The sequence below is a fragment of the Microbacterium sp. Y356 genome (genome assembly GCF_059445355.1).
Genome location: NZ_JCAIUE010000001.1, coordinates 1868679 through 1886034 on the forward strand (window position 1 = coordinate 1868679; position 17356 = coordinate 1886034).

Sequence of the window (17356 nt, forward strand, 5' to 3'; positions counted from 1 at the left end):
CTCCCGACGCATTGGATTCACGCGCTGGTCGAGAGGACCCTTCGATTGCGCCAGTGGTCAGATCAGAGATTTGTCCGTCAGCCACTGCGTGGCGATTTCTTCGGGCGAGAGCTGGTCAACAGTGCTCTGCACGCCGAGCGCGACGAGATCGTCGACGGTCAGCGCGGCGCTGACCCCGTTGATGACCGCCGCTGCCTCATCGGAGACATCGCTTGAGGCGATCGGGACGACGTTCGAGGCGAGGATGAGGTTCTCCGGGTCTTCGAGCGCGACGATGTCCTCGACCTGGAACGCCGGGTCTGCGCTGTAGATGTCCGCGACCTGGATCTCGCCGGCCAGCAGCGATTCAAGCGTCGTGTCACCTGTGGCGGAGAAGGCGAGGTCGACGCCGTAGAGCTCCTTGGCGCCCGCCGGGCCATATGGGCGCTGCTCGAACTCAGGTGCCCCACCGATCGTGACCTGTTCGCTGACGTTCGCGAGGTCGGCGATCGTTGTGAGGTTGTTCGCGTCGGCGAACTCCTTCGTCACCGTGTAGGTGTCCTGGTCGCTGGCCTCGGCGTAGTCGAGCGCAGTCAGACCCTCTGGCAGCACGTCCTGGAGCGCGGCGTAGACCGCATCCGGGCTGTTCGTGTCGGCTGAGCCGTCGTAGAACTCCAGCAGGTTGCCGGTGTACTCCGGGAACAGGTCGATCGCGCCGGATTCGAGCTCGGGAATGTACGCGTCACGCTGCCCGACGTTGAACTGCCTTTCCACTTCGATGTCGGCGTTCTCCAGCGCCTGGGCGTAGATCTCGGCGATGATCTCGTTCGAGTAGTAGGCCTGTGACCCGATGACAATCGTGTCGGAGGCCGCGTCGCCGGAGTCGCCTCCGTCAGTGGCGGGGTCTAGGGGGTTGCTGGTGGCGCAGCCCGCGAGGACGAGCGAAGCGGCGAGCGCGATGCCGCCGGCGAGGACGAGGCGTGACTTTCGTGCGGTGAACATATTGTTCCTCTCTGGTGGGGAGTCTGTGGATGCTTCGTGGGTGTCATGCGGGAACATACGAGGTGTTCCGGCCCGGGCGTAGGCGCTTGGGTCCAACCTGCTGCACGCGCACCCCCGCTGGCACTGCAGCACGCTGCGCGACGGCGAGGAGGAGATCTACGATGAGTGCGAGCACGGCCACCAGGATCGCGGCGCCGAGCACCTGGTCGAAGCGGCGAAGTGGAATGCCCTGAATGATCGGCCAGCCCAACCCGCCGAGATTGACGTAGGCCGCGATGGTGACGGTCGCGATCACCTGCAGGAGTGCGGCGCGGATGCCGCCGACGAGCAGCGGGAGCCCGAGGGGCACCTCGACCTTCCAGAACACCTGCCATTCGGTCATGCCCATCGAACGCGCAGAGTCGATCACGCGGCGGTCGATCGCCTCGAGGCCGGTATAGGCGCCGGCGAGCAGCGAGGGGATCGCCAGCAATACGAAGGTGATGACCGCGGCCTCCGGGATTCGCAGCACGCCGAGCAGCAGCACAAGCAGGATCAGCAGCCCGAAGGAGGGCACGGCCCGCGCGGCGCCCGACACCGCCACCGCGAACTCACGCCCGCGGCCGGTGTGCCCGATGAGCCAGCCCAGCGGCACTGCGATCACCGCGGCGACGACGACCGAGATCACGGTGTAGAACAGGTGCTGGCCGAGCAGGATCGGCAGTGCGTACGACCCCTCCAGACGCTCTGGAGAGAACAACCAAGCCAGAGCCTCAGCAAACACGTTCATGCGGCAGCCCTCACCGTAAGTGCACGGCGCCGCACGGTGGGAACGCTGGTGGCCCGCGTCCACGGCATCACCGCACGCCCGACGAGCATCAGTAGAAGATCAACGATCAGCGCGATAACGACAACAGCAATGACTCCGGCGAAGACCTCGGCGATGATTCGACGCTGCAGACCGTTCGTGAAGAGATAGCCGAGATTGGTGACGCCGATGAGGACACCGACCGTCGCCAGCGAAATCGTGCTGACAGCCGTGACCCTGAGGCCCGCGAGGATGACGGGGCCAGCAAGCGGCAGATCGACCGTCCAGAACCGTCGGGCCCCGCCGTACCCCATTGCTGTCGCGGACTGGCGGACGGCGGCATCCACCGAGTCGAGTCCGTCGGCGACGGAGCGCACCAGGATGGCGACCGCGTAGATCGTGAGACCGACGATGAGGTTCGCCTCGCTGATCGGTGAGTAGCCGACCACCGCGGGTAGCAGGATCAGCAGCGCCAGTGAGGGAATCGTATAAAGCAGTCCGGTCAGCACAATGATCGGGCCACGCACCAGCCGGTACCGCCATGCAATCCACCCCAGCGGCAGCGATAGGGCGAAACCGAGCACGATCGGGATCACGCTCTGACGCAGGTGCGTCAGGCTGAGCGTGAGGATGAGCTCGAGGTTGTCGATGACCCAGCTCATGTCGCGCCGGAATCGGTCAGCGAGCCCTGCGTGCGACCTTCGGAGTCGACGACGACGGTGCCGTGCGGTGTCTGCTTGAGATGCAGCGCCCGGCGACCACGTTCTGCGCCGATGAAGGCCGAGACGAAGTCATCAGCGGGATTCTCGATGATCTCGCTCGGGCTGCCGACCTGCACGATGCGGGCCCCCTTGTCGAGGATCACGACCTGATCCCCGAGCAGGAACGCCTCATCGATGTCGTGGGTGACGAACACCACGGTCTTGTCGAGCTCTTGCTGCAGGCGAATGAGCTCCTGCTGCAGGTCGGCGCGCACGATCGGATCGACCGCGCCGAACGGCTCATCCATGAGCAGGATGTTCGGGTCGGCCGCCAAGCCGCGCGCAACCCCGACGCGCTGTTGCTGCCCGCCGGATAGCTGGCTCGGGTACCGATCAGCAAGCTCCTGATCGAGACCGACGGTGTCGAGTAGTTCTCGGGCACGCTCATGCGCCACGCGCTTCGGGATGCCAGTGAGCCGCAGCACCGTCGCGACATTGTCGATCACCGTGAAGTGCGGCATGAGGCCGGAGTTCTGCATCACATAACCGATGCTGCGGCGGAGGGCCACCGGATTCTTGCCGAGAACACTGTCTCCGTCGATCTCGACGTCGCCACCGGTCGGCTCGACCATGCGGTTGATCATCCGCAACAGCGTCGTCTTGCCGCATCCGGACGAGCCGACGAACACCGTCGTCTTGCGTGAGGGGAGCACAAGGCTGAAGTCTTCGACGGCGAGTGTGCCATCGGGGAATCTCTTTGATACTGAGCGGAACTCGATCATGCGTGTATCTCCGGCCGAACCGCGCCTACGGTCCGACCTCGACGCCGGGGGCGAATGCAACGTGGCCGGAGATGTCTTTTCCGAGCCGGTCGAACGCCGACTGATAAGGATGCGGGTATCCCCACGCCTGATCGGCGTGCGTCTCTCCGTCGATCAGGAGGGAGTAGTACTGGGCCGCACCCTTCCACGGGCACGTGTACGGGGTCGGGCTCTCGACGAGCACCCCCGGTGTCACCGACGTGAGGGGGAAGTACCAATTGCCCTCTATCGAGATCAGATCAGTCTCGTCGGCCTCGGCGATCGTGGTTCCTGCGAATACAGCCTTCATGGTCTGGTCTCCTCAGATTCGGTTTCGAGCGTATGGGAAGGTTCGGACATTTGGGGCACATTCTTCGACTGTTCGGAGCCGAGCTTCAGATGGATGGGATGCCGGACAGGCCGCGTTTCACGCCGAATCCCGCCCATACTCCTCCAGCAGTCGAAGCCAGATCTCGCTCACCGTCGGGTAGGCCGGCACTGCGTGCCAGAGCCGTGAGATCGGAACCTCGCAGGCGACAGCGATGGTCGCGGCCTGCAGCAGATCGGCAACATCCGGACCGACGAACGTGACGCCGAGGATGACATCGCGTGCGGCATCGACGATCATGCGGGCTTGTCCGCTGTAGCCGTCCTCACGCAGGCTGGACCCCGCGATCGCCCCGAGGTCGTAGTCGATCACGCGGGTCTCGTATCCGGCATCCTTCGCTGCTTTCGCGGTGAGTCCGACCGACGCAACCTCCGGCTCGCCGAAGATGACCTGCGGCACGGCCGCGTGGTCTGCGGTGGCGACATGGCGACCCCATGCAGCATCGTCGACGTCTTCGCCCTTCGCACGGGCTGCGATCACGTCGCCTGCGGCACGCGCCTGGTACTTGCCCTGGTGAGTCAGCAGCACGCGTCCGTTCACGTCACCCACTGCATAGAGCCAGTCACTGTCTGGCACCCGGAGGGTGTCGTCCGTGGTGATGTAGCGGCCGGGTTGGAGGTCGACGGCGTCCAGGCCGATATCGGCGGTGCGCGGGGTGCGACCGGTCGCGACGAGAAGTTCTGCGGCGATGACCTCCGAGCCGTCGTCGAGCGTGACGGTGACAGCGTCGGCGTCCCGTGTGACGCGGGTCGTGCCGGTGTTCGTGCGAATGTCGACGCCGAGTTCACGCAGCCCTGCCTCGACGAGCTCTCCGGCGAACGGCTCCATGTTCGCCAGCAGACTGCTGCGGGCGATCAGAGTCACTGTCGCGCCGAGTGCGGCATATGCGGTGGCCATCTCCACGGCGACGACGCCACCGCCAACGACCACGAGGGATGCCGGAATCTCCTGCGCACTGGTCGCTTCGCGGCTCGTCCATGGCGCAGCATCCGCCATTCCGTCGATCGGGGGGATCGTGGCATCCGTTCCGGTGGAGATCGCGACCGCGTGCCGGGCCGTCAGCACCTTGGTCGCACCTTCCGCGTCAGTCACGGTGACCTCGCGGGTGCCGGTGATCCGGCCGTGGCCACGGGCGAGGTCGATACCCGCCGACTGCAACCACCCAACTTGCCCGGCATCCGACCAGTCGCTGGTGAACGAGTTGCGTCGTTCCAGTACCTTGCGGACATCGATCTGCCCGGTCACCGCTTCGGCGGCACCAGCGACATGCTGAGCCGCGCGCAGTGCCTGGGCCGAGCGCAACAGCGCTTTCGACGGCATGCATGCCCAGTAAGAGCATTCACCGCCGACGAGTTCGCTCTCGACGATGATCGCGGTGAGCCCCGCCTGCACGGCACGGTCGGCCACGTTCTCGCCGACGGGTCCTCCGCCGAGGACGATCAGGTCGTAATCATTGGACATTTCGTCGCCTTCCGTCCGAACCGGTAGTGCACCAGTCTTGCCGAGGTGCAACGCGATGTCACCGGGGTTGTTCCCAAGCGGCCACAACCTGTAGGGCGAAAGACGAATGTCGGAGGGTGTTGCATCTGACGGAGGTTTCTGCGGAAACACTCCGTCAAACATCACAACCTCCGACAGATGCGACACCTGGGGAACTCGCGCTGCACGATCGCCCTCATGCCGACACCTCTTCGTCTGAAGGAACCACCCTGTGCACCAGCGCCACCGCCACGGCGGCGATCACACCCGCCAGGATGAACACGGCAGTGAACGGGTCACCGGTCATCGCCAACCCGGCGAACAGGGTGCCGGTGACCGCCAGCACCAGCGCACTGCCGAAGGAATCGGCGACCGTCATCGCCGCACTGTTGAATCCCTGGTTCGCCGGTGTCGACATCGACAGTACGAGCACGCTGTTTCGTGGACTCATAAGACCCATGCCTGAGCCCGCGACAACCCATGCGGCGGCAATCATCAGCGCATCCAACCGGAAAGCGGATGTCGCCGCCACAAGAGCGATGCCGATCAACACGAGGACCATTCCGATCCGCAGTGCCGTCACGCTGGACAACCGGGCGCCCATCCGGCCCTGGACAGTAGAGGCGATCGACCAGGCAAGTGCGCCTCCCGTCAATGAGAGCCCGGCGAGAGTCGGGGTGAGGGCGTACCGATCGGTGAGCAGGTACGGCAGGTAGACCTGTGCGCCGAAGAATGCTCCGGCCATGAGGCCACGGACCAGGATGACCGAGGGCAGACCGCGACGAGCACGCAGAGTCCCCTTGGGAACCAGCGGCCGAACGGCAATGAGAGCGACGACAGCGGCACCGAGAGCGAGCACCGGTCCGATCCCCTGGATGTCGCCGAGCAGATTCAACGCAAGTACGGCCACCGCCGCAAGCACCGACCAGCCGAGCCTGCCGAATGCCCACGGCACTGATGCATCTCTTTCGCGCGAGAGGCCCCGCAGGCCAGGGATCACCATGAGAAGCGCAGCCATGGCGAGCACAACGACGCTGAGGAAGACCCAGTGCCAGCTCCAGAGATCCGTCATCAGCCCGGCGATCGTCGGACCGATCAGAGAAGGCACGACCCACGCTGCGGCGAACGCGGCGAAGATCGCCGGATGCAGGAGCTGCGGGTACACCCGTGCGACGACGACGTACAGCGCCACCGTCATCGCTCCGCTGCCGAGCCCCTGAGCGAAGCGGCCTGCCACGAGGATCTCCATGCTCGGCGCGAGTCCGGCGATGAGAAGACCCGCGACGAACACGAGCACCGAGGTGTACAGCACCGCCGTCGGTCCGCGGCGGTCCGACCAGTTCCCCGCTGCGACCATCCCGATCAGCCCGGTAGCCAGGGGCCCTGCGAACGCCAGCGCATACAGTCGCTCACCGTCGAGATCGGCGCTCACCGCCGGCATCACGGTCGTGACCGCCAGCGACTCGAACGCCCCGAGGAACACGAGCGCGCATGCGCCGATGGTGATCCAGAGGTATGCGCCACTCATGATGCCCGGTGCGGTGGCCTTGACCGTCCGCACGTCTCCTGTATCCGTTGTCATTCCTCTGACGGTAGGACCTCAACTATGGTTGAGGTCAAGTCGACGGCGTAACAGGGAGAACCGCATGCCGCAGTTAGATGGAGACAGGAACCGACAACTCACGATCGGCGAGCTCTCCAACCGCAGCGGGGTCGCGGCGTCCGCATTGCATTTCTACGAACGCAACGGCCTGATCACCTCTGCGCGCACGGAGGGAAACCAGCGTCGCTATTGCCGCGACGCGCTGCGCCGTGTCGCGTTCATCCGGGTATCGCAACGCGTTGGCATCCCCCTCAAAGACATCCGCGCGGCCCTCGAGTCTCTGCCGGAGGGACGCACCCCGACCAAGAAGGACTGGGCCCGCCTCTCCCAACGCTGGCGCGACGAGTTGGATGCGCGCATCCGACAGCTCGAGCATCTGCGTGGCGACTTGGACGGATGCATCGGATGCGGATGCCTGAGCCTGAACTCGTGCGCGCTGCAGAACCCGGGAGATGTTCTCGGGGCGGCAGGTGCGGGGCCGATTCGATGGCTCAAGTCAGGGTCGCCAGGGGCGGAGTGAGCGGGGCGCCTGGGGCATGACGGCCCGTGACGCCCCGGTATTCAGGCAAGCAGCAGGTGCGTCGGCGCCGGAGCGGGGGCGCGATGGCGGATGCCGCGGGGCGCACCAGTGCGCTCATCGAGGTCGAGCACGCTGATCTCGTTCGAGCGCTGACCTGCGACGAGCAGAGAACCGTCGTGGACGAGGTGGTGCCTCGGCCAGTCCACCCCGGATTCGGCGAGCGCGAACGGTTCGATGCTCTCGCCCGCTCCACGCACGCGCAGTGCGGCAATGGTGTTGCTGCCGCGCACTCCCGCGTAGAGGGTTTCCCCGTCACGCGAGCGTGACAGCTCGGCGGGGAAGTCGAATCCGGTCTGGGCGGAAGGGCTCACCGATGTCGCCGCGATGAGCGCCCAGCGCCCGTTGGGCTGGGGCCCGAACGTGAAGACTTCGCAGGAGTACTCGGTGACGACATGCAGGTGACCACTGGGATGCACGACCATGTGCCGCGGTCCGACGCCGTGCGGAAGCACGATCTGATGATCGAGCGTCAGCCCACCCGCCGTGGGGCGCCAGATGCGCACGAGGTCGAAGCCGAGGTCGGTGGTCGCGATGCGTCCGTCCGGCAGGAACGCCGCGGAATGTGCGTGCGAGGAGCGTGCGGGCGCTTCCTCCTCGGCGGATTCGGCGACCTCGGCCTCGGGCTCGGGTGCAGCGGCAGCGTTCAACCCGAGCATCTCGTCGAAGAGCAATAACCCTGACCGCGGTGCATCAGGCTGAGGCGCCGATGCTGCCGCAGCAGCCGCCAGCATCTCACTCAGGTCGACGGCCTGCGGCTCGGCAGCATCCATGCCGTAGGGGTCGGTGGCGGCATCCGCGATCGACGGCTTCAGCATCCGTGCGTCTGGGGACAGGTCGATACGCACGACCCGGCCATCGACGTAACAACTCGCGACGAGGTACGACCCGCTCGGAGCCACTGCGAGGTGACAGACAGCCGACCCCGCCTCGACCGGACGACCGATCGCGGTGAGCGACTGCTCTCCCGTACGACGGAACGCCTGGACCGCGCCGTCACCCTCCAGTGCCGCGTAGACGACGTCAAGCGAAGGATGCCGCGCCAACCACGACGGCGATGCGGTCTCGGTGACGGCTCCGCGATACGCGAGGGAGGCAGGCTCGCGCCCCTCTTCGCCTTGGAGCAGGCCGATGCCAGCGGCATCCCCGCCCATATCGGCACCGTAACCGCCGACCCAGAACTGCGTCATCGCTGTCTCCTCATGAATGCATCCTGGACAGGTGTCACACTTTGCCGCCTCCGGCCCGGCTTAGCGACCATATGCGACACCTCGCCGAAGTGCTCCATCGGGGAGGTGGCACTGTTTGCCGCTTCCGCCGCGACTAAGCGGCAATGTGCGACACCTCCGGCGCCCGCACCTCGTGCTCGCCGGCACCTCGTGCTCGCCGGCACCTCGCGCTCGCCGGCACCGATCGCGGCGCACCGATCCGCGGCTCGGCTCAGTCGACGAGGTCGTGGCGGACGATCACCTGATCACGCTCGGGGCCGACTCCGATGACCGAGAGACGAGTCCTGCTCATCTTCTCCAGCGCGAGCACGTAGTCCTGCGCGGTCTGCGGCAGATCCTCGAAGCTGCGAGCCGTCGAGATGTCTTCGCTCCAACCGGGGAAGTACTCGTAGATCGGCTTCGCGTGGTGGAAGTCGGTCTGGTTCACCGGCACATCTTCGAAACGCTCTCCGTCGACGTCGTAGGCGACGCAGACCGGAATCTGGTCGAGACCGGTGAGAATGTCGAGCTTCGTGAGCACGAGGTCGGTGATGCCGTTGATCCGCGTCGCGTAACGCGTGATCGGGGCGTCGTACCAGCCGACCCGGCGCGGACGCCCGGTCGTCGTGCCGAACTCGAACCCCGCAGAGCGCAGCCAGTCGCCCTTGTCGTCGAACAGCTCGGTCGGGAACGGTCCAGATCCGACGCGGGTCGTGTATGCCTTCACGATGCCGACGATGCGGTCAAGACGGCCGGGTCCGACGCCGGATCCGGATGCCGCGCCCGCTGCCGTTGCCGTCGAGGAGGTGACGAACGGGTAGGTGCCGTGGTCGATGTCGAGCATGGTGGCCTGGCCACCCTCGAAGACGACGATCTCGCCTCGCTCCAGAGCCTCGTCGAGGAGGTGGCCGGTATCGGCGACCATCGGACGCAGTCGCTCAGCGTAGGAGAGCAGCTCTTCGACGATCTCGTCGACGGTGACGGCACGACGGTTGAAGACCTTCACGAGCAGGTGGTTCTTCTGATCGAGCGCGCCCTCGACCTTCTGGCGCAGGATGTTCTCGTCGAAGAGATCCTGCACGCGGATGCCGACGCGGTTGATCTTGTCGGCATAGGCCGGGCCGATGCCCCGACCGGTCGTGCCGATGTTGCGCTTGCCGAGGAAGCGCTCGGTGACCTTGTCGAGGGTGCGGTGGTACTGCGTGATGAGGTGCGCGTTCGCGCTCACCTTGAGCTTGGAGACGTCGATGCCACGAGCGGAGAGCGCCGTGAGCTCATCGAAGAGCACCTCGGGGTCGATGACCACGCCGTTGCCGATGACAGGGGTGACGCCAGGAGAGAGGATGCCTGAGGGCAGCAGGTGCAGCGCATACTTCTCATTGCCGACGACGACGGTGTGCCCGGCGTTGTTGCCGCCGTTGAACTTCACCACCCAGTCGGTACGGTCACCGAGCAGGTCGGTAGCCTTCCCCTTGCCCTCGTCGCCCCACTGGACTCCGACGATCACGATTCCTGGCATGGGTGTCCCCCTGGATTCTGCCCGCCTCGGTGGATCGCACGAGCAGTCCCATCTTAGCGAAGCCCCACCACCGCCCCGCCGTGCGCGCGGAGCATCGCGCCAGCCGCAGCCCGGACGCTATGGTTACCGCGGAGGAACCATGACGACCTGGTGGCCATACGCACGACTTGCCGCAGCAGTGCTCGGCGCAGCTGCAATCATCACTCAGCTGACGAGGACTCTGCACAATGGTGCTATCTCGACGACCGAGTGGGGCGCGCATGTTCCGACGCTCGCGGCGAACTTCCTCAGCTTCTTCACGATCGAGTCGAATCTTCTCGCCGTGATCGTCCTCTCGATCGGCGCGATCTGGGCGTGGACCAGCGGCCGAAAGGAAGAGCAGGAACCCGGCTGGTTCGCGGTGCTGCTGGTCTGCGTGAGCACGTACATGATCGTGACGGGCATCGTTTACAACCTGCTGCTGAGGAACGTCGAACTCCCCCAGGGCGTCACGGTGCCGTGGTCGAACGAGGTGCTCCACGTCGTCATCCCGCTGTTCTTGCTGGCTGATGTGCTTTTCGCGCCGAAGCGGCGCGCGCTCCCATGGAGCGCGGTGGCGATTACGGCGATCTTCCCGATTGTCTGGGCCGCATATACGCTGATCCGCGCCAATTTCATCATCGCCCCCGCCACAGGTGACGCCTGGTGGTACCCGTACCCCTTCCTCGACCCGCACCTTGTTCCGGGTGGGTATCTGGGTGTGTCCGGCTACATCGTCGGGATCGCTGCCGCGATCATCGCGGTCGCAGCGTTCGTGGTGTGGATCGGCCGGCGCCGCGCGCGCTCATAAGCCAGCACCCCCGCTCCCGTTGACACAGGGTGCTCGGGTTACCCTGTTCTGGTGCAATCGAGGAGACAGTGATGAATCAGGCCTTTCCCGCATCGAACGGTAACTCGGCGGCTCCACCTCCGCCTCCCGCGCCTCCTGCGATCCCGCGCCCAACGACCAGCCCAGCAGTAAGCCCAGCGCCTGGCCAAGACACCGCCCCGAGCGCGGCGGAAATGCAGCACGCCGCCGATGTTCTGGCAATCATCTCAGACGCGTACTCGGCGAAGATGGTCGGCCAGGAGCGGCTGCGCACCAGCCTGCTGGTCTCCCTCATCGCCGGCGGGCACATTCTGCTCGAGTCCGTGCCTGGCCTTGCGAAGACCACCGCCGCGAGCACGCTCGCCGACACCATCAAGGCCAGCTTCAAACGCATCCAGTGCACGCCAGACCTCCTTCCCAGCGACATCACCGGCAACCAGATCTATGACGCCGCGAACGGATCGTTCCGCACTGTCCTTGGCCCCGTGCACGCGAACTTCGTGTTGCTCGACGAGATCAACCGCTCCAGCGCCAAGACCCAGTCGGCGATGCTCGAGGCGATGCAGGAGCACCAGACCACTATCGGCGGCGAGGTGCACCACCTGCCCAAGCCGTTCCTCGTGATCGCCACGCAGAACCCCATCGAGCAGGAGGGCACCTACGAGCTCCCCGAGGCACAGATGGACCGCTTCCTCCTCAAGGAGATCGTCGACTATCCGAGCCCCGCAGACGAGTTCGAGATCCTGCGCCGCATCGACTCAGGTGTGCTGGACCCTGACCGCCACGTCGCGAGCGCCGTCTCCCTCGAAGACGTGAAGCTGCTGCAGGATGTCGCCAGCCGCATCTACGTCGACGACGCGATCCGCAACTACATCGTCTCGCTCGCCTATGTCACCCGTAATCCCGGTCCGTACATCGGCGAAGACCGCGCTCGCTACATCAAGTACGGTGCCAGCCCGCGCGCCAGCATCGCCTTCCTGCAGGCATCCCGCGCCCTCGCCCTGCTCAACGGCCGCTCGCATGTCATCCCCGAAGACATCCGCACACTCCGCCACGTCGTCCTCCGCCATCGCGTGCTGCTGACCTTCGAAGCGGATGCTGAGGGCATCCGAAGCGAGGAGATCATCGACCAGATCTTCACCTCGGTGCCGACGCCGTAGCGCCGCCCTTCGACAAGCTCAAGGACCGGATGCCTAGTCTTATCACGCAGGTGAAGAGCAAGCTCTTCATCCACTCTTCACAGAAGTCGATGCACGCGCTCGACGGCGCCTACGCGTCGCTGCTGCACGGGCGCAGCCTCGACTTCGAAGACCTGCGCAAGTACGAGTACGGCGATCAGGTGCGCGACATCGACTGGCGAGCGACTGCCAGGCTCGGCACTCCCCTGGTCAAACGCCATCGCGCGAATCGCATGCACACCGTGCTGTTCGTCGTCGACACTGGCCGCGCGATGACCGCACTCGCGCACGACGAGAGGCCCAAGAAAGACCTGGCTGTTCTGGCGGCGGGAGCCCTTGGCATCCTCGCTCTGCGCCACGGCGACGACTTCAGCGTCGTGCATGGCGATAGCGATCGCATCCGGCGCCGAGCGCCCGGGCGCAGCGAGGGCGCACTCGAGCACGTCTTGCGCACAATCGATCAGGCCATCTCCACCGCCACAGCACCCAGTGACCGCGACGCACTCCTCTCTTATGTTGCGCGGACGATCGCGCAGCGCTGCATCGTCGTCATCATCACCGATGACGCACCGGTGACCGACGAGAGCGAACGGATGCTGCGCCGACTGCGCGTGCAGCATGACGTGCTGTGGATCACTCTTCGCGATGCAGACCCGGTGCTCGATCACGCGTCGAACGCGGCACGTGCCGATGTGTACACCCGATGGGCTGTTCCCGACTTCGTGCACGGCGACAGTGAAGTGCTCGGTGAGCTGCTCGCACAATCGCAGGCGGATACTGAGCGCCGCACCCGCCTGCTCGACCGGCTCGAGATCACGCACGCAACCCTCGACACTCAGGATGACGCGGTCCCGCAGTTGCTGCGCATGCTGAATCGGAGGGCGCATGTCAGGAACTGACGAGCTCTACCCTCCCGCCCAATACGGCTGGGGGTGGATGCTGCTCGCGATCGGCATCATCGCCGTGCTCATCCTCGCCGCATGGCTGTTGATCTTCTTGACCAGGCCCAAACGCAGCATGACCCTGCAGGGTGAGCCGCCGCAGATCGCCCCATCCACCGACGATGTGCTCACCATGCTGAGAATGGAATATAACGACCGCATCGGCCAGATCGAGGCCGACTACCGCGCGGGCGCTCTCACCGCGCGCAGCGCCAACCTCGAGCTCAGCCGCATCGTTCGCACGTTCGTCAACGAGTACAGCGGACTGGAGGCCCCCGTGCTCGCCCTCGACGATCTGCAACGACTCGGCGTGCAACCAGCGCTGATCGACGCGATGAAGCGGCACTACTACCCGAGCATCTTCCGCAGGGAGCCCGCGATCGACCCGGCCGCAGGCTTCGAGGCTGCCCGCAAGGTGGTGGCGTCATGGCACTAGCGAACTGGTGGCTCCTCCTCGTCGCGATCGCCGTGATCGTCATCGCGATCACTGTCGGCCTGCTCCTCGGCATTCGCCGCGGAGCCCGACACCGCGAGACACACAGCGCCCCAATCGCGCGCGCGGAGCGACTGCGCGCGCTGCCGTCGTTCCAGCACGCTGTCCGCCGTCGCCGGGCCGCCCTCATCGGCGTCGTCGCGCTCGGCGTGATCGCAGCCGCAGCCGGCGGAATCGTAGCCGCGCGCCCGATGTCATCCGAGACGATCCAACCGATCAACACGAGCCGCGACATCATGCTCTGCCTCGACGTCTCCGGATCCATGAGCGACGTGGATGTCGAGGTGCTCGCTGTCTTCGAAGAGCTCCTCGACGGCTTCGAAGGAGAGCGCATCGGCCTGACCATCTTCAACAGCTCGCCGGTGCAGGTCTTCCCGCTGACCGACGACTACGACTTCATCCGCACACATCTGCAGAGCATCCGGAAGAGCTTCGACTTCATCGAGGAGATCCCCGAGCACTGGGTCGGCACCCTGAACGGTCCAGGTGCGTCGCTGATCGGAGATGGGCTTGCGTCCTGCGCCATGCGCTTCGATCACCTCGATGAGGAGCGCAGTCGCTCGATCATCCTCGCCACCGACAACGAGCTCGCCGGAGCATCCATCGTCACGCTGGAAGAGGCCGCGAACTACGCAGCATCCGTCGGTGTGCGCGTCTTCGCGCTGAACCCGGTGCAGGGAGTCGACACCGAGATCAGTGACGAGCTCGTCTCCGCAGCACAGATCACCGGCGGCGAGGCCTACGGCCTGCGCGAGACAACGACGGTGGCCGACATCATCGCAGACGTGCAGGAGCAGGATGCCGCCGAGCTACGAGGCCAAGCGCAGGTGGTGTGGACCGACGCTCCGAACCTCTGGATCGCCGTACTGCTCGTCGCCGGCCTCGGCTTCGTGGTGCTGCTGTGGAGGGTGAGACTGTGATCTTTCAACCCGTCCTCAACGTCTTCCTGCTTCTGCTGCTATTCGCACCCGTGGTGTTCCTCGCCGTATGGATGCTGGTGAAGTCGCTGCGCCCTGCCGGTGTCGCCTCGGCCCAGCCCGTGACCGGCGCCTCTCCGCTCATGTGGGTGCTGCGACTGCTGATGCTGCTCGCATGCTTCATGATGCTGCTGCGCCCAGGCATCCCCGGAGGCGCGACACAGACCCTCGCGACAGACACCGACATCGTGATCGTCGTCGACACAACGGCGAGCATCGTCGCGGAAGACTGGGGCGACGGCCAGCAGCGACTCGACGGCGTCCGCCAGGACGTGCAGTCGATCGTCGAGGAGTATCCGGGTGCACGCTTCGCCCTGATCACGTTCGATGCCGCGGCCGAGCTGCGCCTGCCGTTGACCACCGACACCACCGCGCTCATCTCGTCGCTGGAGATTCTGCATCCGGAGGTGACGTCGCAGTCGCGCGGCAGCTCGATCAGCATCGCGAACAGGATGCTGGAGGAGACTCTTGCTACGGCCGCTGAGTCCGCATCCGATCGCTCGCGTATGGTGTTCTACCTCGGCGATGGGGAGCAGACGATCAGCAGCGATCCGGAGTCGTTCGCAGACAGTGCGCAGTACATCGACGCCGGCTCCGTGCTGGGCTACGGCACCAGCGAGGGCGGGCCGATGAAAATCACGACGGGTGGCTTCGGCCCTTCGACGGACGGTTCAGCGGGCACCGGCGGATACATCGAGTACCAGGGTCAGCCCGCCATGTCGGTGATCGACGATGCGAACCTGCAGACCATCGCTGGCGACCTCGGCGCGAGCTATCAGCTGCGATCCGCCGACATCGCAATCGAGCTGCCGGAGGCGCCGACTACGACGACGAGCTACACCGAGTCCGGGTCGGTCGGCAACGTGATCGAGCTGTACTGGATCTTCGCGCTCGTGATGGTGGCGCTGCTCGGCATCGAGCTCGCCCGCGCCACGATGCTCATCGCGCAGATGCGCGGACTGGCGCTTCGGGGAGGTGGCGCGTGACGAATCTCACTTCCTCCTCGCAGGCGGATGCCGCATCCGCTCTGATCGAGGCGAATCGGCGCCGCCGGCGCATCCGTCTTTGGGTGGCCATCGGCACCCTGCCCCTGACGCTCGTGGCACTGCTGTTCGTCGGCAAGCTGCTGAGTATGTACGCCTTCGCTCACCAGGCGATCACTTCATATGTCGTCGCGGATTACTCGGGATCCACCGCTGCCGCCGAAGGTCAGGAGTTCCTGAACTGGTTCGAACCGTTCAAGGCGCCCTACAACGTCGGCACTGCTCTGGCCGGCGCTGAGGACCTCGACGGTGCGCGCACGAAGCTCGAGGAAGCGTTGCCCTTGGCCACCGGACTCGAGGTGTGCGCTGTGCGCGTGAACCTCGCCATCGTGATCGAGCGTCAGGGCGATGCCGCGGTCGGCGAGGGCGATGGGGTCGGCGGGGCTGAGCTGTACGGCGAAGCGTTGCTCATCACGGCCGAGACGCCGGAGGAGTGCAACAGCGAAGAGGCCGATTCGCAGTCACCAGACCCGGATCGCAGCATGAGCGACACCCTCGACGGGCTTGAAGATCGCCTGCAGGAGAAGCAGCAGCAGACCCAGCAGCAGCCTCCTCCTGAAGGTGAGAACGGCCAGGAAGAGCAGCCGCAGCAGCCCGATCAGGACAAACTCGACGAGATCCAGGAGAAGCTTGAGCAGGGCGCCAAGGAGCGCGAACAGCAGGGCGATCAGGACGGCCAAGGCTCCGGGACGGACAAGCCATGGTAGAGCCAGAGAAGCAGCGCGCGCGTTATGTGGCCGGCACTGAGGGCGCACCCCCGTTGCCGCCGCCCGGTGGGTATCACGGCGCCCGGCGCGTGCAAGCGCCGGGCGCTTCAGATAGTGCTCCGTACGGCGCCCCGACTGCGCCGATCATCGGCTCGGCCGCAGCCCCTGCAGAGAAGCAGCCCGCGAACGCGATCGGCTGGTCAGCGCTGGTGGTCGCGATTCTGTTCGCACTCATTCTGCTCGGCACGCTGCTCGCAGGCTTCACAGACACGCTCTACGGCGTCACGATGCTGACACTGCAACTCGTCGTGGTCGGTGTCGTGATCGCGGCGCTCGTGACGCCGCGCGGACGCGCGCTCGGCGCATCCGCTCTTGTCATCACGCTGCTGCTGAATGTCGCGACCGTCGGTGCGATGAGTGCGCTGCAGACCTCAGCATCGGGCAGCTACCAGGGCGAGAAGACTGCGGAACAGAAGCACGAAGAGGCATACCCGGGTATCAAGGACGTCGCACCGAGCTCGATCCTGTCGCAGATGTCGCTGGAAGAAGTTCGCGTGCAGAGTGACGCGGCGCTGGCCGAGATCCGCGAGCGGCTGAGCGATGAGTTCGGATACACGTGGAGCCAGGTCGGGCCGGAGGATCTGCGTCCGGAGCGCAATGGCTATGGCGGCGAATCGATGCTGGTGCAGTACATCTCGGTGCCGTGGATGACAAACGAGCCCATCCAGGACTACAGCCGCAAGCTTCAAATGATGGGCGTCATCGAAGAGGTGCTGTACGACTACGGCATGTACAGCATGTACTCCTTCAATGACCCCTCGTCGGGTCTGGATGACACGATCCTGGAGAGGTTCTACGGCAGCACCGACCCTCGTACGCAGAACACGTGGGAGTGGTACACCGACAACTACCCCGATCCGATGCGCTTCTACGCGGTGATGTACGACCTCTCGAACGACCGCACCGGCGAGTTCTTGGGCGAGCGCCAGGCGCAGAGCGATCGCACCGGCGAGCCGCTGGAAGGTCTGCAGATCTATTTCCTGGCACCCCAACTGCTCAGCGAGGCCGACCGGGAAGAGTTCCAGACGCGGATGCAAGAGTATCCGGGGCTCTGAGAGCCCCAAGCG

18 protein-coding genes are annotated in these 17356 nt (G+C 65.5%); 9 read left to right on the forward strand and 9 right to left on the reverse strand.

The window, feature by feature from the left end; genetic code table 11:
- Positions 1 to 57: 57 nt before the first annotated feature.
- From AC1C2Q_RS08940 to AC1C2Q_RS08970, 7 genes are all read right to left on the reverse strand, one after another.
- Entirely contained in the window at positions 58 to 981 is a 924-nt protein-coding gene (locus AC1C2Q_RS08940; RefSeq protein ID WP_495449827.1) for an ABC transporter substrate-binding protein, read from the reverse strand.
- A gap of 43 nt (positions 982 to 1024) precedes the next feature.
- A complete protein-coding gene (locus tag AC1C2Q_RS08945; protein WP_495430742.1) occupies positions 1025 to 1750 on the reverse strand; it encodes an ABC transporter permease in 726 nt (241 codons plus the stop codon).
- Positions 1747 to 2430 (reverse strand): ABC transporter permease, encoded by a 684-nt coding sequence (locus AC1C2Q_RS08950; protein ID WP_495430743.1) that lies wholly within the window; start codon positions 2428 to 2430, stop codon positions 1747 to 1749. Before AC1C2Q_RS08950 ends, AC1C2Q_RS08945 begins: the two co-directional genes overlap by 4 nt.
- Positions 2427 to 3251, reverse strand: coding sequence for an ABC transporter ATP-binding protein (locus AC1C2Q_RS08955; RefSeq protein WP_495449828.1), 825 nt, complete (start codon positions 3249 to 3251; stop codon positions 2427 to 2429). Before AC1C2Q_RS08955 ends, AC1C2Q_RS08950 begins: the two co-directional genes overlap by 4 nt.
- Positions 3252 to 3276: 25 nt before the next feature.
- The gene (locus tag AC1C2Q_RS08960) at positions 3277 to 3579 is read right to left on the reverse strand and encodes a DUF427 domain-containing protein (protein ID WP_495430745.1); all 303 of its coding nucleotides are present in this window, start codon (positions 3577 to 3579) and stop codon (positions 3277 to 3279) included.
- A 117-nt stretch (positions 3580 to 3696) separates the two neighbouring features.
- Positions 3697 to 5118 (reverse strand): dihydrolipoyl dehydrogenase family protein, encoded by a 1422-nt coding sequence (locus AC1C2Q_RS08965; RefSeq protein ID WP_495449829.1) that lies wholly within the window; start codon positions 5116 to 5118, stop codon positions 3697 to 3699.
- A gap of 214 nt (positions 5119 to 5332) precedes the next feature.
- Complete coding sequence (locus tag AC1C2Q_RS08970; RefSeq protein WP_495449830.1) at positions 5333 to 6718, reverse strand: MFS transporter; 1386 nt, start codon at positions 6716 to 6718, stop codon at positions 5333 to 5335.
- A gap of 64 nt (positions 6719 to 6782) precedes the next feature.
- On the opposite strand from AC1C2Q_RS08970, the gene soxR reads away from it, so the two are divergent.
- Positions 6783 to 7259: a redox-sensitive transcriptional activator SoxR gene (gene soxR / locus AC1C2Q_RS08975; RefSeq protein WP_495430748.1), complete on the forward strand. Its 477-nt coding sequence runs from the start codon at positions 6783 to 6785 to the stop codon at positions 7257 to 7259.
- Between the two features lie 41 nt (positions 7260 to 7300).
- Here the strand turns inward: soxR and AC1C2Q_RS08980 are convergent, their stop codons facing one another.
- The gene (locus tag AC1C2Q_RS08980; RefSeq protein WP_495449831.1) at positions 7301 to 8506 is read right to left on the reverse strand and encodes a lactonase family protein; all 1206 of its coding nucleotides are present in this window, start codon (positions 8504 to 8506) and stop codon (positions 7301 to 7303) included.
- A 250-nt stretch (positions 8507 to 8756) separates the two neighbouring features.
- Positions 8757 to 10043 carry an adenylosuccinate synthase gene (locus AC1C2Q_RS08985; protein ID WP_495449832.1) on the reverse strand — a complete coding sequence of 429 codons (1287 nt, stop codon included), beginning with the start codon at positions 10041 to 10043 and terminating at the stop codon, positions 8757 to 8759.
- Between the two features lie 139 nt (positions 10044 to 10182).
- On the opposite strand from AC1C2Q_RS08985, the gene AC1C2Q_RS08990 reads away from it, so the two are divergent.
- From AC1C2Q_RS08990 to AC1C2Q_RS09025, 8 genes are all read left to right on the forward strand, one after another.
- Positions 10183 to 10872 carry a Pr6Pr family membrane protein gene (locus AC1C2Q_RS08990; RefSeq protein ID WP_495430751.1) on the forward strand — a complete coding sequence of 230 codons (690 nt, stop codon included), beginning with the start codon at positions 10183 to 10185 and terminating at the stop codon, positions 10870 to 10872.
- Between the two features lie 212 nt (positions 10873 to 11084).
- Positions 11085 to 12050 (forward strand): AAA family ATPase, encoded by a 966-nt coding sequence (locus AC1C2Q_RS08995; RefSeq protein ID WP_495449833.1) that lies wholly within the window; start codon positions 11085 to 11087, stop codon positions 12048 to 12050.
- A gap of 29 nt (positions 12051 to 12079) precedes the next feature.
- Complete coding sequence (locus tag AC1C2Q_RS09000; protein ID WP_495430752.1) at positions 12080 to 12967, forward strand: DUF58 domain-containing protein; 888 nt, start codon at positions 12080 to 12082, stop codon at positions 12965 to 12967.
- Positions 12954 to 13445 carry a hypothetical protein gene (locus AC1C2Q_RS09005; RefSeq protein WP_495449834.1) on the forward strand — a complete coding sequence of 164 codons (492 nt, stop codon included), beginning with the start codon at positions 12954 to 12956 and terminating at the stop codon, positions 13443 to 13445. The genes AC1C2Q_RS09000 and AC1C2Q_RS09005 overlap by 14 nt, the downstream gene beginning before the upstream one ends.
- Positions 13436 to 14422: a VWA domain-containing protein gene (locus AC1C2Q_RS09010; RefSeq protein WP_495449835.1), complete on the forward strand. Its 987-nt coding sequence runs from the start codon at positions 13436 to 13438 to the stop codon at positions 14420 to 14422. The genes AC1C2Q_RS09005 and AC1C2Q_RS09010 overlap by 10 nt, the downstream gene beginning before the upstream one ends.
- Positions 14419 to 15465 carry a vWA domain-containing protein gene (locus AC1C2Q_RS09015; RefSeq protein ID WP_495449836.1) on the forward strand — a complete coding sequence of 349 codons (1047 nt, stop codon included), beginning with the start codon at positions 14419 to 14421 and terminating at the stop codon, positions 15463 to 15465. Before AC1C2Q_RS09010 ends, AC1C2Q_RS09015 begins: the two co-directional genes overlap by 4 nt.
- Positions 15462 to 16229, forward strand: a complete 768-nt coding sequence (locus AC1C2Q_RS09020) for a hypothetical protein (RefSeq protein WP_495449837.1) — start codon at positions 15462 to 15464, stop codon at positions 16227 to 16229. Before AC1C2Q_RS09015 ends, AC1C2Q_RS09020 begins: the two co-directional genes overlap by 4 nt.
- Positions 16223 to 17344, forward strand: coding sequence for a hypothetical protein (locus tag AC1C2Q_RS09025; RefSeq protein WP_495449838.1), 1122 nt, complete (start codon positions 16223 to 16225; stop codon positions 17342 to 17344). Before AC1C2Q_RS09020 ends, AC1C2Q_RS09025 begins: the two co-directional genes overlap by 7 nt.
- The last annotated feature ends 12 nt before the right edge of the window (positions 17345 to 17356 follow it).

Coding starts and splice junctions, on each gene's coding strand:
- AC1C2Q_RS08940 (WP_495449827.1), bottom strand. CDS start 981: ATGTTCACCGCACGAAAGTCACGCCTCGTCCTCGCCGGCGGCATCGCG.
- AC1C2Q_RS08945 (WP_495430742.1), bottom strand. CDS start 1,750: ATGAACGTGTTTGCTGAGGCTCTGGCTTGGTTGTTCTCTCCAGAGCGT.
- AC1C2Q_RS08950 (WP_495430743.1), bottom strand. CDS start 2,430: ATGAGCTGGGTCATCGACAACCTCGAGCTCATCCTCACGCTCAGCCTG.
- AC1C2Q_RS08955 (WP_495449828.1), bottom strand. CDS start 3,251: ATGATCGAGTTCCGCTCAGTATCAAAGAGATTCCCCGATGGCACACTC.
- AC1C2Q_RS08960 (WP_495430745.1), bottom strand. CDS start 3,579: ATGAAGGCTGTATTCGCAGGAACCACGATCGCCGAGGCCGACGAGACT.
- AC1C2Q_RS08965 (WP_495449829.1), bottom strand. CDS start 5,118: ATGTCCAATGATTACGACCTGATCGTCCTCGGCGGAGGACCCGTCGGC.
- AC1C2Q_RS08970 (WP_495449830.1), bottom strand. CDS start 6,718: ATGACAACGGATACAGGAGACGTGCGGACGGTCAAGGCCACCGCACCG.
- soxR (WP_495430748.1), top strand. CDS start 6,783: ATGCCGCAGTTAGATGGAGACAGGAACCGACAACTCACGATCGGCGAG.
- AC1C2Q_RS08980 (WP_495449831.1), bottom strand. CDS start 8,506: ATGACGCAGTTCTGGGTCGGCGGTTACGGTGCCGATATGGGCGGGGAT.
- AC1C2Q_RS08985 (WP_495449832.1), bottom strand. CDS start 10,043: ATGCCAGGAATCGTGATCGTCGGAGTCCAGTGGGGCGACGAGGGCAAG.
- AC1C2Q_RS08990 (WP_495430751.1), top strand. CDS start 10,183: ATGACGACCTGGTGGCCATACGCACGACTTGCCGCAGCAGTGCTCGGC.
- AC1C2Q_RS08995 (WP_495449833.1), top strand. CDS start 11,085: ATGCAGCACGCCGCCGATGTTCTGGCAATCATCTCAGACGCGTACTCG.
- AC1C2Q_RS09000 (WP_495430752.1), top strand. CDS start 12,080: ATGCCTAGTCTTATCACGCAGGTGAAGAGCAAGCTCTTCATCCACTCT.
- AC1C2Q_RS09005 (WP_495449834.1), top strand. CDS start 12,954: ATGTCAGGAACTGACGAGCTCTACCCTCCCGCCCAATACGGCTGGGGG.
- AC1C2Q_RS09010 (WP_495449835.1), top strand. CDS start 13,436: ATGGCACTAGCGAACTGGTGGCTCCTCCTCGTCGCGATCGCCGTGATC.
- AC1C2Q_RS09025 (WP_495449838.1), top strand. CDS start 16,223: ATGGTAGAGCCAGAGAAGCAGCGCGCGCGTTATGTGGCCGGCACTGAG.